Raw genomic sequence first — 19,175 nt, forward strand, 5'->3', positions numbered from 1 at the left:
AATCAAATATACAAATTAAAAGTTGAAATAACTAATATGATTAAAGGGGGTTTCAATGTTGGAAACAATTTCATCAGTAAGCATTCCAAAACGTAAAGATGAAACGCATAAAGGTGATTATGGCAAAATTCTTTTAATTGGGGGTAATGCGAATCTAGGTGGGGCAATCATGCTTGCTGCACGCGCTTGTGTCTATAGTGGCAGTGGTTTAATTACGGTAGCTACACATCCAACAAACCATGCTGCGCTACATTCACGCTGTCCTGAAGCAATGGTGATTGATATCAATGATACTAAAATGCTCACTAAAATGATTGAAAATACAGATTGTATCTTAATTGGTCCTGGGTTAGGCTGTGATTTCAAAGGAAATAATGCTATCACGTTCTTATTACAAAACATTCAACCGCACCAAACACTTATAGTGGATGGAGATGCTATTACTATATTTAGTAAATTAAAGCCAGATATTCCAACTTGCAATGTTATTTTCACACCACATCAAAAAGAGTGGGAACGTTTAAGTGGTATCGCAATAGAAGAACAAACCTATGAACGTAATCGCGAAGCTGCTGATAGAATTGGAGCAACGATTGTATTAAAAATGCACGGCACTGAAATCTATTTCAAAGATGGAGATTACAAACTACCAATTGGTACACCTGCGATGGCTACAGGCGGTATGGGTGATACACTTGCCGGTATGATTACAAGTTTTGTAGGTCAATTCAACGACACGAAAGAAGCGGTTACGAGTGCTACTTATACACACAGTTATATCGGGGAAGAGTTATCAAAGAAAATGTATGTCGTACCACCTTCTCATTTAATTAGCGAAATTCCATATGCTATGAAAGCATTGGAGAGCTAAATAAGCACCTGCGATATAAATATATTAAACCAAAATAAAATGAGTCTGGAACATAAAGTTCTTGGACAAGTAAAAAGGCAATTTCTATTGAAATAATATAGAAATTGCCTTTTTTATTATTGTTTTGGTTATATTTAGTTCTTTGAGCTACTACTTTTCTTATATTAAGTGCCATTAATACAAAAAGTTAAAGATGTTAATAGGGCATCTACTTTAGGATTTACTCTAAAACGATTAATTGTTTTAGAAGAAGGCTTTTGATTTTGTGATAGCCACATCATTCGGATATCATCATTAAGTAGTTTTTCTATTTTATGACTAGAGTGCTGACGCTCGGGGAAATGATATGAGCGAGAGACTACAGGCTCGAGCCATATACCCAGGCAAGCATGCACGATCAAAATCGTAAGATTTTAAATATAAAGAGGACCAATCCATATTAAGGATTGGCCCTCTTAATTTGAGAATAGGGATTTATGTCCCAGATTCATTTGTATATTTAAATTTTTCAATTTTGAATGTAGCTGTTGGTTTACTTATAGAAATTGAGATTATTCGTCATCTTCGCTTTCAGTGTCTTCATTATCACTATTATCGATGTCTTCATTGATACGATCCATAAAGTCTTTTCTCACTTCTTGACGACCATCTTCATCTGTATCTTCTTCAACTTCGGTATGAACGATACCTTCTGATAAATCATCAGTTACTACAGATTCTGATTGTTGACCGTCACTTGAAGAGCCTTCAATTTGTTCATTTTCTGTTTCTTGAAGTTCAATTTCTTCAGCTTCTTTTTCTTCTTCATCTACTTTAGCAACTGTAGAAACAAATTGATCGTCGTTTAATTTAATCAATCTTACACCTTGGGCTGCACGTCCATTTTGTGAAATATCTTCAACGCCGATACGGATAATTACACCAGCATTTGTAACAATCATCAAGTCTTCTTTACCTTCGACGGATGTGATACATACAACTTGACCGTTACGTTCTGTAATCGTAGCAGTCTTAATACCTTTACCGCCACGGTTAGATAAACGATATTCACTAACTGGTGTACGTTTACCGTAGCCATTTTCAGTCACGACTAGAATTTCATCATCTGTTTCTGCTTTAGTAACATCTAATCCAATGACGCTGTCGCCTTCTCTTAATGTAATACCTTTAACACCAGCAGCTGTACGACCTAAAGGACGTAATGCAGTTTCGTTAAAGCGGATTAAAGAACCATGAGCAGTACCGATTAATACATCATCTTCACCATCTGTTAATCTCACTGCAATCAATTCATCATCTTCTTTGAAACCAATCGCAATCTTACCGTTTTTATTAATGTGTGAGAAATTACGTAATGCTGAACGTTTAACGATACCATTTAACGTTGCAAATACTAAGTAGTCTTCTTCACTTTCTAAATCTTTGACGGCAATCATTGTACTAATCGTTTCATCATTATCCAGTTCAATCGCATTGACTACTGGGATACCTTTAGACTGACGGGAGAGTTCTGGCACTTCATAACCTTTAAGTTTATACACTCTACCTTTATTCGTGAAGAATAAGACATGATCGTGTGTACTCAATGTAACAAGTTGACTTACAAAATCTTCTTCTAATGTTTGCATACCTTGTACACCACGACCACCGCGATGTTGAGCTCTATATGTTGAAACGGGTAGACGTTTAATATAGTTATTGTGACTTAATGTGATGACGATTTGTTCTTCTGGGATTAGGTCTTCGTCTTCAATATTGTCGAGACCACCCATTTGAATTTCTGTTTTACGTTCGTCACCATAGCGTTCACGAACATCAATTAATTCATCACGAACAAGTTGTAATAGTTTTTCTTCGTCTGCAAGAATCGCTTTTAATTCTTCTATATATGCAATTAATTCATTATATTCAGATTCAATTTTATCTCTTTCTAAACCTGTTAAACGTCTTAATCGCATATCAAGGATGGCTTGCGCTTGTCGTTCAGTAAGTTTAAATTGTTCTTGCAAGCTTACCATTGCAACTTTATCTGTATCAGATTCACGGATCACACGAATAATTTCATCAATGTGATCTAAAGCAATTCTTAAGCCTTCTAAAATATGTGCACGGTCTTGTGCCTTCTTCAAGTTGTATTCTGTTCTTCTTCTTACAACTATCTTTTGATGTTCAAGATATTCAACCAATGCTTCTTTAAGGTTAATCAATCTCGGTCTGCCATCAACTAAAGCAATCATGTTAACACCAAATGACGTTTGTAATGGTGTCTGTTTATACAAGTTATTTAATACAACGCTGGCATTGGCATCTTTACGTATGTCAACTACAACACGCACACCAGTACGTAAACTTGTTTCGTCACGTAAATCTGTAATGCCATCGATTTTTTTATCACGTGCTAATTCAGCAATTTTTTCAATCATGCGGGCCTTATTTACTTGATATGGAACCTCTGTTACAACGATACGTTGACGACCGCCACCACGTTCTTCAATTTCAGCTCTTGCTCTCATTTGAACTGAACCACGTCCAGTTTCAAATGCACGGCGTATACCACTTTTACCAAGAATAATACCTGCTGTAGGGAAGTCTGGCCCTTGAACATCTTCCATTAATTCTGCAATCGTAATATCTGGATTATAGCTTAAACTTAATACGCCATTGATTACTTCAGTCAAGTTATGTGGAGGTATATTAGTAGCCATACCTACTGCGATACCTGATGCACCATTTACAAGTAAATTTGGAAATCTTGAAGGTAAGACTGCCGGCTCTCTTTCGTTACCGTCATAGTTATCAACAAAATCAATCGTATCTTTGTTAATATCTCTCAACATTTCGAGTGTGATTTTAGACATACGCGCTTCTGTATAACGCATCGCCGCTGCGCCATCACCATCCATAGAACCAAAGTTACCTTGGCCATCAATTAAAGGATATCGATAGCTGAAGTCCTGGGCCATTCTAACCATAGCTTCGTAAATTGAGGAGTCTCCGTGAGGGTGATATTTACCCATAACGTCCCCAACAATACGCGCAGATTTCTTATATGATTTATCAGGTGTCATACCTTGTTCGTGTAAGCCGTAAAGTATACGTCGATGTACTGGTTTTAAACCATCTCTAACATCTGGTAGCGCACGTGAAACGATAACGCTCATCGCATAATCTAGGAACGATTCACGCATCTCATTCGTTATATTTCGTTCATTTATTCTTGATTCAGGTAATTCAGCCATCAAGATATCCTCCTTCAAAAATTCAGTTCATTGTCTTAGAAATCTAAGTTTGCATAAACTGCATTATCTTCAATAAACTGTCTACGGTTCTCAACAACATCGCCCATTAACATTTCAAAAACTTGGTCAGCTTCAATCGCATCATCTAATGATACTTGTAACATAGCTCTGTTCTCTGGATTCATAGTTGTTTCCCATAATTGATCAGCATTCATTTCACCAAGACCTTTGTAACGTGCAATAGACCATTTTGGACTTGGATCCAATTGAGCTTTAAGTTTTTCTAATTCACGTTCGTTAAACACATAGTATTTCTGTTTACCTTGTGTCAATTTGAATAATGGTGGTTGTGCAATATAAACATATCCAGCTTCAATTAACGGTCTCATAAAGCGATAAAAGAATGTTAATAGTAAAGTTCTAATATGTGCACCATCAACATCGGCATCTGTCATAAGGATAATCTTGTGATAGCGTGCCTTACTTAAATCAAACTCTCCACCAATACCAGTACCAAAAGCAGTAATCATAGAACGTATTTCATTATTATTTAAAATTCTATCTAAACGTGCTTTTTCAACGTTCAATATCTTACCACGTAATGGTAAAATGGCTTGCGTTTCTGAGTCACGACCAGATTTTGTAGACCCTCCGGCAGAGTCACCTTCGACGATGAAAATTTCACTTCGAGAAGGGTCTTTACTAGAACAATCTGCAAGTTTCCCTGGTAAACTTGAAATTTCTAGCGCAGACTTACGACGTGTCACTTCACGCGCTTTTTTAGCTGCAAGACGTGCTTGTGATGCCATAATCCCTTTTTCTACGATTGTTCGACCTACTTGTGGATTTTCGTATAAAAAGCGTTCAAACAACTCGGAGAATATACGATCAACAACTTGACGTACTTCGGAGTTACCTAATTTAGTTTTAGTTTGTCCTTCGAATTGTGGATCACCATGTTTGATTGAAACAACAGCCGTTAAGCCTTCACGTGTATCTTCACCTGAAAGTCTTTCTTTATCTTCTTTCATGATTTTACTGTTAAGACCGTAGCTATTTAACACACGAGAGAGCGCTCGTTTAAAGCCTTCTTCATGAGTACCACCTTCATAAGTGTGAATATTATTCGCGTATGTTAAAAGATTTGTAGCATAGCCTTTATTGTATTGAAGCGCTATTTCAACTTCAATATCATCTTTTGATTGATGTACATAAATCGGTTCTTCATGAATAGGTTCTTTATTTTCATTTAACATTTCAACGTAAGATTTTATACCACCTTCATAGTGATAAGTATCTTCACGAACCTCTTCTTCTCTTTCATCTCTTAATGTAATTGAGATACCTTTATTTAAAAACGCCAGTTCTCTGATACGTTGTTGCAAGACTTCATAATTATATGTTGTTGTTTCAGTGAATATCTCAGGATCAGCTTTAAAACGAATCGCAGTACCTGTAGAACCAGTACTTTCATCAGTTTCACCAATGATTTTTAAATCAAACTGAGGTATGCCTTTTTTATATGCTTGATGATATATATTTTCATCCTTGTATACATACACTTCCAAATCTTCTGATAAAGCATTTACAACAGAAGAACCTACACCATGTAGACCGCCGGAAACTTTATAACCGCCACCGCCGAATTTACCACCAGCGTGTAGTACAGTTAGAATAACCTCAACGGCAGGTCGTCCCATTTTTTCTTGTATACCAACAGGAATACCACGACCATTGTCTGTTACTTTTATCCAATTATCTTCTTCAATAATAACGTCGATTTGGTCAGCATAACCTGCAAGTGCTTCGTCAATACTGTTATCAACAATTTCCCAAACTAAGTGATGTAGTCCTCTTTCTGAAGTTGAGCCTATATACATACCTGGTCTCTTACGAACCGCTTCTAGACCTTCTAATACCTGAATCTGACCAGCACCATAATCTTCCGTGTTGTTCACATCTGACAATGCTTCCACCTTCACTTTCCGTTACTTTATAATTTCGCCATTATTAATGCGATAAAGTTTAGCGTTTTTCATAATTTCATGATCAATGCCATCAACTGATGTTGTCGTCACAAATGTCTGCACTTTATGTTGAATTGTGCTCAATAAATGAGACTGACGTGAATCATCTAATTCACTTAACACATCATCTAGTAATAGGATGGGATACTCACCTACCTCAATATTCATCAGTTCGATTTCTGCAAGTTTGATTGATAAAGCCGTCGTTCTTTGCTGTCCTTGCGAACCGTAAGTTTGAGCATCCATACCATTTACGTTGAAACCTAAATCATCTCTGTGAGGGCCAAACAAACAGACACCTCTATCTTTTTCACGATCTTTATTATCATCTAGTAAAGTTAAGACTTCCTCTAAGCGTTCCGTCTCACTTTTTTCTTCCGCATCTAATTTGATACTAGGAAGGTACCTTAATGATAGTGTTTCATTCTCGTCTGTAATACCAGAATGAATAGGTTTGGCTAATGATTCAAGTTCTTTAATAAAATGTTCACGTCTTAATGTAACTTTGAGTGCATATGTTGCAAATTGTTGGTTTAAGACATCAAGCATAGTGCTGTCAGTCTTTTGACCATATTGCAATTGCTTCAAATAATTATTCTTTTGTTTTAAAATTCTTTGATATTGAGACAAATCATTTAAATATACAGCTGAAATTTGTCCAAGTTCCATATCTATAAATCTACGTCTTATTTGAGGTGCGCCTTTGACAATATTCAAATCTTCAGGTGCAAACAAGACAACGTTTAAGTGACCGATATATTGTGTCAGTCTACTTTGTTCTAAGTGATTGATTTTAACCTGCTTACCCTTTTTAGTTATAAACATCGTTAAAGGCATTTCTCCATATCTATAACTGAGTTCACCCTCTATTTTAGCATAGTCTCGATCAAAACGTATGAGTTCTTTATCATTTGATGTTCTGTGACTTTTGGCTAATGCTAGTGTATAAATAGATTCCAATAAATTAGTCTTCCCTTGCGCATTCTCGCCAATCAATATATTGACTTCAGGGTGACAATTTAGAGTAATTGACTCATAGTTACGATAATTGTCTAGCTGGAGTGTCTTTAGTTTCATTCTTCACCTTGATGTATAATCAAAAATGAACCGACTTCTGGTATAACGATGTTATCTTGATGGTTTAATTTTTTACCACGACGCATTTCGCGCTCACCATTGATCATTACTTCAAAATCTTGCAGGAACCATTTCGCTTGACCACCAGATTCAATAATACCTTCTGTCTTTAGAAATTGCCCTAAAGTAATGTCTCCATCAACAATTACTTCTTCAACCAAATCAATCACTCCATTCCTTTTAAACTCATCTATATATTATACCTTTTTTCGAGAAAAATTTCATGCAAAATGCAGATAGAAAGCGTTTTCTTATGTATAATTTTTACTATTATTGAAATTTATTTACAAAAGTACTTTTAACAAGGTAACACTCATATATTATAACAAACTTTTCTTCCTAATATTCTATCTTCTTAAAAAAAGATTCTACTTAAAAATTAATTATTAATGTTCTTAATTACGCAATATTTCATAAAAAATTTTAATATGCGTTCAACGACAATGTTATGATTTTGAATTTTAATGACTTTCTCAGCTTAATTATTAGTTTTAGGTATCATAAGTCTAAAAAAGTTTAAATTGCTTATATTTAAGCTCTAAATAGCATGTAAGTAGCGTTAAATGTTTATGATTAATATATCTCTATCAATATACACGTTTTATTTTATGAAATTACTTCGAAATAAAAAAGAGTGAAGCAATGGTTTATATGTGACAGAGGTTGAGACATAATAGATTCGCCTCAAACGCATTTCATATTGGCAGTAGATGACTGAATTGAAAATGGGTTTTAAATCAAGATTCTGTCCACACCTCTAAGTTATGCTTACTATGTTTTAAATATCTACAATATAAAAAACCCGAGACATAAATCTGTCTCAGGCTCTATCTCTTGAACAAAAGCTTAATATGTTCTAATTGGTAAAATTAATTGTGTAACTGAATCATCATCTTTTGGTTTTAAAATAAATGGTTTCATCGTACCAAAGAATTCAACTTCAACTTCATCGTTATCGATTGCTTTAAGTGCATCCATCATATATTTAGAGTTAAATGAAATTTTTAAATTGCCACCATCAACGTTATCCGCTTTTACTTCTTCTTTCACAGTACCAATTTCTGGTGATGTAGAAGATAGTTCGACTAATTCATTACCTGTACTTAATTTAATAACATTGTTTCCACCTTCACGTGCTAATAGAGACGCACGATCAATAGCATGATAGAATTCTCCGTTATCTATGCCTATTTTAATTTCATAGTTTTCTGGGAATAAACGTGAAGTATCTGGATAGTGACCTTCTAAGAGACGTGAAATAAAGTTTACATTTCCGACTTTAAATAATACTTGGTTTGATGCAAAGAAAATATCGATATCTTCTTCACTATCAGACATAATTTTATTTAATTCTGCTAAAGCTTTACCTGGAATAATGACATTTTTATTTTCAGATTCATCTTCTAAAGCTACTTTTCGCACAGCCAAGCGGTGTGAGTCAGTCGCTGTGCATATTAATTCATTATCTTGTATAAGCCAGTTAACACCAGTGAGTACTGGGCGTGTTTCTGAGGTGGACACTGCGAAATTCGTTTGTGCTATCACGTTTTTAAGCACTTTTACAGATAATTGAATGGCATCATCACGAGAAACTTGTGGTAATAAAGGATATTGATCTGGATCTAAACCACTTAAATTAAATTCTGAATGTCCAGAAGTTATTAAAGTTTGGAATTGTTCATTTGTTGATAATTTAACTTCTTTTCCTGGTAGTTTTTTAATAATATCTACAAAGAAACGACCAGGGAGTACAACTGAACCAGTTTCTGTAATTTCAATAATGTCTTCTCCATCTACTTGTTTAGGAATTGTAATTTCTATTGAGATTTCTGAATCTGAACCAGTAAGTATGACTTCATTGTTTTTAACTTCAATTTTTATACCCGTTAGTATAGGTAATGTAGTTCTTGGTGAGATTGCTTTTAATGTGTCATTTAATTGATTTATAAAATAATCTCTTCTAATTGTAAATTCCATTTTTAAACTCCTTCCAGTCGTTTATATAATAATTATATAGGTTTTAAACCCGTAGTAATAGTAGTAGGGCTTGTGGATTAGGGGATAACTCAAATTAATACAATCATGTCATTGTTTGACGACTGTGGATAACTTGTGCACAGTGTGTATTACTTTTGCACATTGTCCACAAAGTTAAAAAATAAGTTATTTTGTTATACCTCTAAATTGATTTATTAATCTGTTATAGTACAGATTGTTTTATTGGTTTCTAATTTCTTTTTCAAGATTTTCAACTTCTTGCTTAAATGTCGGATCATTATTGATATCTTTTACTATTTTTTCATGTGCGTGAATAACAGTAGTATGATCACGTCCACCAAACTCTTCTCCGATTTTAGGCAGCGAAAAGTCAGTTAATTCACGTGATAAATACATAGCAATTTGACGTGGATAAGCAATCGATTTTGTACGTTTCTTGGCACTAAAGTCTTCTATTCTTACACTATAGTATTCTCCAACAACTTTTTGGATATCTTGTATAGTAATTTTTTTAGATTTAGGTGCTTGGATGATATCTTTCAGTGCAGCTGCTGTTAATTCAGTTGTGATAGGTTGTCCTTGTAACTTTGAAAAGGCCAATACACGATTAAGTGCGCCTTCAAGTTCACGTATATTTGATTGTATTTGATTAGCGATATACGTTAAGGCTTCAGTAGGAATATTTATATTTTCTTCACCAATTTTTTTCTGCAAAATCGCCATTCTGGTTTCGTAGTCTGGCGGTGTAATATCTACTATCAATCCCCACTCAAAGCGAGAACGTAGTCGATCTTCTAATTTAGCAATTTCTTTAGGAGGTCTATCACTAGAAATAACAATTTGCTTATTCGCTTGATGTAAATCATTAAATGTGTGGAAGAATTCTTCTTGAGTTTGTTCTTTGTTTTGAATGAATTGTATATCATCTATTAAGAGCACATCGATATTACGATATTTTTCTCTAAAACGTTCTGTTTTATTGTCTCGGATAGATTTAATGAATTCATTAGTAAATTTTTCACTAGATGTATAGATGACTTTGGCATCTGGATTATTATCTAAGACATAATGGCCAATAGCATGCATTAGATGGGTTTTACCTAATCCTACACCACCATATATAAATAATGGATTATATGCTTGGGCCGGTGCTTCGGCTACAGCTAAACTCGCAGCGTGTGGGAATCTGTTTCCGGGACCGATGACGAATGTTTCAAATGTATTGTTGATATTGAATTGTTCATCACCAACTTTTGCTACATCAACAGTATCAAGGTCTACTTCTTTTTCATTAGCACTTTGTTTAACATCTTGTTTTTTTTCAGATTTTAAACTTTCTAATTCATCTTCAGAGTAAAATACTGGCATGATTTCGTGACCAATAGCTTCATATAATGCAGATTGTACGATTTCAACATAATGTGTTTTTAACCAATTAGCTACAAAAGGATCATCAATGACTACAATAGCTTCATCATTTTGTAACGAATAAAGTTTTGTATCTTTCAAAAAAGTTTGATAGCTAGGATAGCTGACTTTTTCTTGAGCTAAGGTTAAAACTTTTTCCCAAATTTCTTGTTCTGACATAATAGCAAACTCCAACTTTCTATATTTTAAAAGTTATACACAGAAATAACATGTGTGAATAAACATAATCACAAGCTGTTAATAATTATCCACAAGTTACACACAATCAGTGGATAACTCATTGTGGATTATAAGTTATACACAACCATTTAGGATATATCTCCATAATATAATCCCTTATCTATCAATATTTACATAACTTATCCACACAATTATACTTTTTAACAAACACCTCTGTCAAATGGCTGTGAATATGTTGTTAAATCGTAAATAACCCTGTGCATAGATGAAATATTATCCACAAAATAAGCATGCGTATCTGTGAATAAGTGGATAACTTACAAGAATGAATAGTATATCAAAAATTAAACGATTTGTGGGCTTGGGAAATAATTTATAAAAAGTGTATGGAATTTGTATAATTAAAAATTCTCTAGATTTGAAATGAAAAATATTTATATGATAAGGTGAATCTTCTATATTAATAGACGTATTTATCAATACAGTTTAAAAATATCTAGTACTCATTCATATTATAATGAGATGAAAATATGCTTGAAATTGATACTTGCTTTATAAAAAAGATTTTGTTATATTGTAGTAGTTGCTTGAATTATGACTAGAAATTAATAATATTAAATCAAGACTTGAAGCAAAAAGCTTATATTAATTTATCTATTATAATATTTAGATAACCGAATACAGATGGAGGTGTTTTTGCATGGTAAAACGTACTTATCAACCAAATAAACGTAAACATAGTAAAGTTCATGGTTTCAGAAAACGCATGAGCACAAAAAACGGTCGTAAAGTTTTAGCGCGTCGTCGTCGTAAAGGCCGTAAGGTATTATCAGCATAAGATCACTGACTCATCAGTGGTCTTTTTTTTGGTTTAAAATAACGAAAATAAGTAGCAAAATTATTGTTATTATTAAAAAATACAACACATGTTAGGTATATAATAATAAATGTAATGAAAAGATAAGCGAGTGATGTTTCGTGGAGAAGGCATACCGAATTAAAAAGAACAGTGATTTCCAATTTATATATAAAAAAGGAAAATCAGTAGCAAATCGTCAATTTGTAGTCTATACGAAATCTAATAAAGAATTAGAACACTTCAGACTAGGTATTAGTGTTTCTAAAAAATTAGGTAATGCTGTTGTTAGAAATAAAATTAAGCGTGCTATTCGTGAAAGTTTCAAGGTACATAAACAAAATATATTACCAATGGAAATTATTGTGATAGCCAGGCAGCCAGCTAAAGATATGGATACACTACAAATCCAAGCAAGTTTAGAACATGTTTTAAAAATAGCTAAGGTTTTTAATAAACGAATTAAGTAGGGTAGGGGATAATTTAGACTGACGTCAGTCTAACGCCACACAACCCTAAGACTAACTTATTAGAAATTTTGAACAAGATGTTAGCTTTTTGATCCAAAACTATTTACAATATTATAATGATAAATTTTAGAATAAAGGAGGCGAGATGGATGATGGATTTAGATACGATAACGAGTATATCCACACCTATGGGTGAAGGTGCTATTGGTATTGTACGTTTGTCAGGTGTTGACGCGGTAAATATTGCAGATAAATTATATAAAGGGAAAGAACCATTAGAACATGTACCTTCTCATACAATAAATTATGGGCATATTGTTGATCCTGAGACAAATGAAGTGGTCGAAGAAGTGATGGTGTCTGTCTTACGTGCACCGAAAACATTTACTAGAGAAGATATCGTTGAAATTAATTGTCACGGTGGTATTTTAACCATCAATAGAGTGTTAGAGTTAACGATGACACACGGTGCAAGAATGGCTGATCCAGGTGAATACACAAAACGTGCGTTTTTAAATGGGCGTATTGATTTATCTCAAGCCGAAGCGGTGATGGATTTTATTCGTTCTAAAACCGATCGTGCATCTAAAGTTGCAATGAATCAAATTGAAGGTCGTTTAAGTGATATGATTAAGCGACAGCGACAATCCATTCTCGAAATTCTTGCACAAGTAGAAGTTAATATAGATTATCCAGAATATGATGATGTGGAAGATGCCACAACAGAAGTTTTATTAGAAAAATCAAATCAAATTAAGACAGAGATTAATAAGTTATTAGATACAGGCACACAAGGGAAAATAATGAGAGAAGGTTTAGCAACGGTCATAGTTGGTAAGCCGAATGTTGGTAAGTCATCCATGTTAAATAACCTGATCCAAGACAATAAGGCGATTGTTACAGAGGTGCCTGGTACGACTAGAGATACTTTAGAAGAGTACGTAAACGTTCGCGGTGTACCTTTAAGGTTAGTAGATACTGCTGGGATACGTGAAACGGAAGATATCGTTGAACGTATTGGTGTAGAACGTTCACGCAAAGCTTTAGGTGAAGCGGATTTAATCTTGTTTGTGCTAAATTATAACGAATCATTAACAGAAGAAGATCGCAAATTATATGAAGTTATTAAAAATGAAGATGCCATTGTCATAATTAACAAGATGGATTTAGACAAACAATTAGATATTTCAGAAGTAAAAGAAATGGTTGGAGATATGCCAATCATTCAAACATCAATGTTAAAACAAGAAGGTATTGATCAGTTAGAGATACAAATTAGAGATTTATTCTTTGCAGGAGATGTCCAAAATCAGGATATGACATATGTATCGAATTCAAGACATATTTCATTGTTAAAACAAGCGAGAAACTCAATTCAAGATGCTATAGATGCTGCAGAAGCTGGTGTGCCAATGGATATGGTTCAGATAGATTTAACGAGAACTTGGGAAATTTTAGGTGAAATTATCGGAGAATCCGCAAGTGAAGAATTGATAAATCAATTATTTAGTCAATTCTGTCTAGGAAAATAAAAGGGAGGAAAAAAGTATGGCTCAAGAATATGATGTAATAGTAATTGGAGCCGGACATGCTGGTATTGAAGCTGGACTTGCTTCAGCAAGACGTGGTGCCAAAACGTTAATGTTAACAATAAATTTAGATAATATTGCATTCATGCCATGTAACCCATCAGTTGGTGGCCCGGCTAAAGGAATAGTAGTTCGTGAAATAGACGCATTAGGTGGCCAAATGGCGAAAACAATCGATAAAACGCATATCCAAATGCGTATGTTAAACACTGGCAAAGGCCCGGCAGTAAGAGCACTTCGCGCACAAGCTGACAAAGTACTTTATCAACAAGAAATGAAAAAGGTAATTGAAGATGAAGCAAACCTTGATATTATGCAAGGTATGGTGGATGACTTAATTATTGAAGATGAAGTCATCAAAGGCGTACGTACGAATATCGGCACAGAATACTGGGCAGATGCGGTCATTATTACAACTGGTACATTTCTACGTGGTGAAATCATTTTAGGTAACATGAAATATTCAAGTGGTCCAAACCATCAATTACCATCTATTTCACTAGCTGACAATCTTAGAAATCTCGGATTTGAAGTAGTGAGATTCAAAACTGGTACGCCACCGCGTGTTAATGCCAAAACGATTGATTATTCTAAAACAGAAATACAACCAGGTGACGACGTTGGTAGAGCATTTAGTTTTGAAACAACGGAATATATTTTAGATCAATTACCTTGTTGGTTAACATATACCAATGGAGAAACACATCAAGTTATAGATGATAATTTACATTTATCTGCGATGTATTCAGGCATGATTAAAGGTACAGGACCTAGATATTGTCCATCAATTGAAGATAAATTTGTAAGATTCAATGATAAGCCTAGACATCAACTTTTCTTAGAACCAGAAGGTAGAAATACCAATGAAGTTTATGTCCAAGGTTTATCAACAAGCTTACCTGAACATGTTCAACGTCAGATGTTGGAAACAATTCCAGGCTTAGAAAAAGCGGATATGATGCGTGCAGGATATGCAATTGAATATGATGCACTTGTACCGACACAACTGTGGCCAACACTAGAAACTAAAAAAATTAAAAACTTATATACTGCAGGACAAATCAACGGAACTTCTGGTTATGAAGAAGCGGCAGGACAAGGTATCATGGCTGGAATTAACGCAGCGTCAAGAGTACTAGATGAGGAAGAAGTCATCTTAAGCCGTTCAGACGCCTATATTGGTGTTTTAATAGATGATCTTATAACAAAAGGTACCAATGAACCATATCGTTTATTAACATCTCGTGCAGAATATCGTTTATTATTAAGACATGACAATGCAGATTTACGATTAACAGATTTAGGTTATAAATTAGGTATGATTTCTGAAGAACGTTATGCGCGTTTCAATGAAAAACGTCAAATGATAAAAGATGAGCAAGCACGCTTAAATGAAATTAGAATAAAACCGCACGAACGTGTACAAGAAATTATTGAAGCGCAAGGCGGTTCACGCTTGAAAGACGGTATATTAGCCTTGGAGTTATTGCGTAGACCTGAAATGACGTATAACTTGATTCTAGAAATTTTAGAAGAAGAAAATCAATTACCTAGTGATGTTGAAGAGCAAGTTGAAATTCAGACAAAATATGAAGGCTATATCAATAAGTCGTTACAGCAAGTTGAAAAAGTAAAACGTATGGAAGAAAAGAAAATTCCAGAAGACTTAGATTATAGTAAAGTTGATAGTTTAGCGACTGAAGCACGCGAAAAATTAGCGGAAGTTAAACCGTTAAATATTGCGCAAGCATCTCGGATTTCAGGTGTAAATCCTGCAGATATTTCGATCTTATTAGTGTTCCTAGAACAAGGTAAAATACAAAGGGTGGAAAATTAAGATGAGTGTAAAATGGTTAACTGAGCAACTCAGCACACAAGATATCGAACTTACAGAAAAACAACAACATCAATTTCAAACGTATTTTCAAATGCTCGTTGAATGGAATGAAAAAATGAATTTAACAAGTATTACTGAAGAACATGAAGTGTATTTGAAACATTTTTATGATTCAATTGCACTAAGTTTTTATACGGATTTGACACAAGAGCTAACAATTTGTGATATTGGTGCTGGTGCTGGTTTTCCAAGTATTCCATTAAAAATTATTTATCCTAATTTAAAAATTACAATTGTAGATTCATTAAATAAACGCATCCATTTTTTAAATCAATTAGCAGAAGCATTAGATTTAGAAAATGTGAATTTTGTACATGATCGCGCAGAAATTTACGGAAAGGGAGACTACAGGGCGTCTTATGATATTGTAACTGCACGTGCAGTTGCTAGACTTTCCGTATTAAGCGAATTGTGTTTACCGTTAGTTAAAAAGGGTGGACAATTCATTGCTTTAAAATCAGCTAAAGGCGAAGAAGAATTGGAAGAAGCGCGTTTTGGTATAGGAATCCTCGGTGGTAAACTTCAGGATGTCATTTCATATGAATTACCAGAAGATGCTGGTGAAAGGCAAATGATAAAGATTGATAAGAGAAGTGAGACACCAAAGAAATATCCAAGAAAACCAGGAATGCCCAATAAGTCTCCATTACTTGAAAAAGAAAAGTGATTTAATACAACTAATTTAGAGGGAGCGCATAAAATATGAAGAAACCTTTTTCTAAATTATTTGGTTTGAAAAATAAAGATGACATTGTTGGTTATATAGAAGAGGATCATAATAGTGTTGAATCTATTCATACTGAACGTATTGTGCCAAATCGTTATCAACCAAGACAAGTATTTGAGCCAAATAAGATTAAAGAACTCGCAGAATCAATAGATGAGCATGGATTGTTACAACCGATTGTAGTACGTCCTATAGAAGAGGATATGTTTGAAATTATTGCTGGAGAGCGTAGATTTAGAGCCTTACAATCGTTGAATAAGACATACGCAGATGTCATTATCAGAGATTTAGGTGATGAAGAAACTGCAGTGGTTGCTTTAATAGAAAATATCCAACGTGAAAATTTATCTGTTGTAGAAGAGGCAGAAGCCTATAAAAAACTTTTAGAACTAGGTGATACTACACAAAGTGAATTAGCTAAAAGTGTAGGTAAAAGTCAAAGTTTTATAGCAAATAAATTGAGATTATTAAAATTAGCGCCAAAAGTGATAGAACGTTTACGTGAAGGCAAAGTTACAGAACGTCATGCACGTGCGATGCTAAGTTTATCAGATGAAGATCAAGAAACATTAGTGGAAACGATTATAAGCCAAAAGTTAAACGTGAAACAAACTGAAGCTAGAGTAAAACAAAAAGTCGGCCCTGAAAAAGTGAAAGCGCAAAGTTTTGCATTTGAAAAAGACTTAACAGATGCACGTGAAGCGGTAGGCAAAAGTTTAGAAGAAATTGAAAAAAGTGGCATCAAGTTTGAACATCAAGCTAAAGACCATGATGATTATTATGAAATAAAAATTAAGCTTTATAAAAAATAACAGTTGAGTTTAATTGAACATATCGCTTATTCAAAAAGTACAACTTCGTTTTAATTTAAATGAGGTTGTACTTTTTTTATTTATTATAAGTGTTAATGAGTCAGATATCATTTAAATGTAAAGATTATTTTAAAAGTATATTTTATTTTATATTCCCCAAAAATTAAAAATAAATAAATAAAAAACATTTACAGGATTGTCGAATAATAAAATATGTGATTAAATTAAGAAAACGCTTACATATTATTAAAGGGGGATGTTAAAATGGTAACGTTTATTGTATCTATTATTTTATTAGTTATAGGTTATTTCACTTATGGGAAGTATATCGACAAAATGTTTGGCACGAAACAAGATAGACCAACACCAGCATATAATCAACGTGATAATGTCGATTATTTACCTATGAAGACATCATCAAATTCACTCATTCAACTATTGAACATTGCAGGTGTAGGACCGATTTTCGGACCGATTATGGGGGCATTATATGGACCTGTAGCATTTATATGGATTGTTGTGGGATGTATTTTTGCAGGTGCAGTACATGATTATCTGACTGGAATGATTTCAATTAGAAATAAAGGGGCACATTTACCGGAGCTTGCTGGTAAATTTTTAGGTCAGGTCATGAAACACTTTGTAAATATCTTTTCAATCTTATTATTATTGCTAACTGGAACAGTTTTTGTAACAAGCCCGGCATTGTTACTACATAATTTATTAGATGGTCGAATCACATTAGGCATCATTATCTTTGTCATTTTTGTTTATTATATTTTGTCTACAATTTTACCTATAGACAAAATCATTGGACGCATTTATCCAATTTTCGGTGCATTGCTATTAATTAGTGCAGTAGGTATAGGTTTCCGTCTTATTCAAACAGGTGCACCGATACCTGAAATTAATTTGAAAAATATGCATCCAGATGGCGCTCCTATATTTCCACTACTATTTTTTACAATTACTTGTGGTGCTTTATCTGGTTTTCATGCTACACAAACGCCTATTATTTCGAGAACGACAAACAAAGAGAAAAATGGTCGTTTCATATTCTATGGAATGATGATTGCAGAGGGTATTATAGCAATGATTTGGGCAGCTGCAGGCATGAGTTTATTTAATGGATATAGTGGATTAAGTGATGTTTTAGCACGTGGGGAAGCGGCTCTTGTTGTAAGTGAAGCATCACATCTATTATTGGGTTCTGTGTTTGGTACGATTGCAGTACTGGGTGTTATTGTCTTACCAATTACAAGTGGTGATACATCTTTCCGTAGTGCACGTATGATTATAGCTGATTATTTAAATTATGGTCAGCGCAGTATGTTAAAACGAGTGATTGTAGCTGCACCATTATTTGTCGTAAGCTTTGGTTTGACTCAGGTAGACTTTACCATTTTATGGCGCTATTTTTCTTGGGCAAACCAAACTACAGCTGTTGTCGCTTTATGGGTAGGTGCAATGTACTTACTTATCGCGAAAAAGAATTTTTGGGTGGCAGCAATTCCAGCAGTCTTTATGACTTGGAATATTTTCACTTATATTTTAAGTCAGAAGATAGGTTTAGGTCTGGATCTTAATTTAAGTTATGGCCTCGCATTTGTATTTACAATTTTATGGATTGGCTACTTTACTTATCAATATAAAAAAATTACTGCAGGTGCTTCATTTGAATTAGATCATCCTATACCATATCAACAACAACAAACTGCGACATAAATATAAAATTATGATGGGATACTGATTTCTTAGCGCTATGATACAGGTTAATTAAATAATAATAATGATAGGAGTAAGATACGTGATTAAAAACATGATTTAGTTGCGGTCTTACTCTTATTTCTTGTAAGTCTAAGGGAGGTCTAAAAAAGACGCTATAGCTATATGACAAAAACTTTTTGCATAATTAAATGTGCGCATGTCAATACAATTTGGTAG

Annotated in this window: 14 protein-coding genes and 1 pseudogene; 8 read left to right on the top strand and 7 right to left on the bottom strand. The window is 34.0% G+C overall.

Going from position 1 to position 19,175, the window contains the following annotated elements:
• Positions 1-58 precede the first annotated feature (58 nt).
• Positions 59-871, top strand: a complete 813-nt coding sequence (locus FYJ81_RS09250) for an NAD(P)H-hydrate dehydratase (protein ID WP_026034765.1) — start codon at positions 59-61, stop codon at positions 869-871.
• 188 nt (positions 872-1,059) lie between these two features.
• Here the strand turns inward: FYJ81_RS09250 and FYJ81_RS09255 are convergent.
• The 7 genes and pseudogenes from FYJ81_RS09255 to dnaA all read right to left on the bottom strand — a co-directional run.
• A pseudogene (locus FYJ81_RS09255) lies at positions 1,060-1,194 on the bottom strand (transposase); the annotation flags it as partial.
• A gap of 228 nt (positions 1,195-1,422) precedes the next feature.
• Positions 1,423-4,110 carry a DNA gyrase subunit A gene (gyrA, locus tag FYJ81_RS09260; protein ID WP_107523305.1) on the bottom strand — a complete coding sequence of 896 codons (2,688 nt, stop codon included), beginning with the start codon at positions 4,108-4,110 and terminating at the stop codon, positions 1,423-1,425.
• Positions 4,111-4,145: 35 nt separating this feature from the next.
• The gene (gene gyrB / locus FYJ81_RS09265) at positions 4,146-6,086 is read right to left on the bottom strand and encodes a DNA topoisomerase (ATP-hydrolyzing) subunit B (protein WP_181187414.1); all 1,941 of its coding nucleotides are present in this window, start codon (positions 6,084-6,086) and stop codon (positions 4,146-4,148) included.
• A gap of 12 nt (positions 6,087-6,098) precedes the next feature.
• Positions 6,099-7,214, bottom strand: a complete 1,116-nt coding sequence (gene recF / locus FYJ81_RS09270) for a DNA replication/repair protein RecF (RefSeq protein WP_019467931.1) — start codon at positions 7,212-7,214, stop codon at positions 6,099-6,101.
• Positions 7,211-7,444 carry a S4 domain-containing protein YaaA gene (yaaA, locus tag FYJ81_RS09275; protein ID WP_171027031.1) on the bottom strand — a complete coding sequence of 78 codons (234 nt, stop codon included), beginning with the start codon at positions 7,442-7,444 and terminating at the stop codon, positions 7,211-7,213. Before yaaA ends, recF begins: the two co-directional genes overlap by 4 nt.
• Before the next feature lie 676 nt (positions 7,445-8,120).
• Positions 8,121-9,251 (bottom strand): DNA polymerase III subunit beta, encoded by a 1,131-nt coding sequence (gene dnaN, locus FYJ81_RS09280; protein WP_019467929.1) that lies wholly within the window; start codon positions 9,249-9,251, stop codon positions 8,121-8,123.
• 240 nt (positions 9,252-9,491) lie between these two features.
• Complete coding sequence (dnaA, locus tag FYJ81_RS09285; RefSeq protein WP_107386351.1) at positions 9,492-10,859, bottom strand: chromosomal replication initiator protein DnaA; 1,368 nt, start codon at positions 10,857-10,859, stop codon at positions 9,492-9,494.
• Between the two features lie 721 nt (positions 10,860-11,580).
• Between dnaA and rpmH the strand changes: the two genes are divergently transcribed.
• From rpmH to FYJ81_RS09320, 7 genes are all read left to right on the top strand, one after another.
• On the top strand, positions 11,581-11,718 hold the full coding sequence (gene rpmH / locus FYJ81_RS09290) for a 50S ribosomal protein L34 (RefSeq protein WP_000240855.1): 138 nt from the start codon (positions 11,581-11,583) through the stop codon (positions 11,716-11,718).
• A gap of 140 nt (positions 11,719-11,858) precedes the next feature.
• Complete coding sequence (gene rnpA, locus FYJ81_RS09295) at positions 11,859-12,206, top strand: ribonuclease P protein component (RefSeq protein WP_107386350.1); 348 nt, start codon at positions 11,859-11,861, stop codon at positions 12,204-12,206.
• A 152-nt stretch (positions 12,207-12,358) separates the two neighbouring features.
• The gene (mnmE, locus tag FYJ81_RS09300) at positions 12,359-13,738 is read left to right on the top strand and encodes a tRNA uridine-5-carboxymethylaminomethyl(34) synthesis GTPase MnmE (protein ID WP_181187421.1); all 1,380 of its coding nucleotides are present in this window, start codon (positions 12,359-12,361) and stop codon (positions 13,736-13,738) included.
• A 16-nt stretch (positions 13,739-13,754) separates the two neighbouring features.
• Positions 13,755-15,632, top strand: a complete 1,878-nt coding sequence (gene mnmG, locus FYJ81_RS09305; RefSeq protein ID WP_107384809.1) for a tRNA uridine-5-carboxymethylaminomethyl(34) synthesis enzyme MnmG — start codon at positions 13,755-13,757, stop codon at positions 15,630-15,632.
• 1 nt (position 15,633) lies between these two features.
• Positions 15,634-16,359 carry a 16S rRNA (guanine(527)-N(7))-methyltransferase RsmG gene (gene rsmG / locus FYJ81_RS09310; RefSeq protein ID WP_107384810.1) on the top strand — a complete coding sequence of 242 codons (726 nt, stop codon included), beginning with the start codon at positions 15,634-15,636 and terminating at the stop codon, positions 16,357-16,359.
• Between the two features lie 35 nt (positions 16,360-16,394).
• Positions 16,395-17,231 (top strand): ParB/RepB/Spo0J family partition protein, encoded by an 837-nt coding sequence (locus tag FYJ81_RS09315; RefSeq protein WP_040030046.1) that lies wholly within the window; start codon positions 16,395-16,397, stop codon positions 17,229-17,231.
• A 264-nt stretch (positions 17,232-17,495) separates the two neighbouring features.
• Positions 17,496-18,956, top strand: coding sequence for a carbon starvation CstA family protein (locus FYJ81_RS09320; protein ID WP_107505404.1), 1,461 nt, complete (start codon positions 17,496-17,498; stop codon positions 18,954-18,956).
• The last annotated feature ends 219 nt before the right edge of the window (positions 18,957-19,175 follow it).

This window comes from Staphylococcus sp. McC-251-APC-3A2, assembly GCF_009695665.1.
In the GTDB taxonomy this organism is placed as follows: domain Bacteria; phylum Bacillota; class Bacilli; order Staphylococcales; family Staphylococcaceae; genus Staphylococcus; species Staphylococcus cohnii.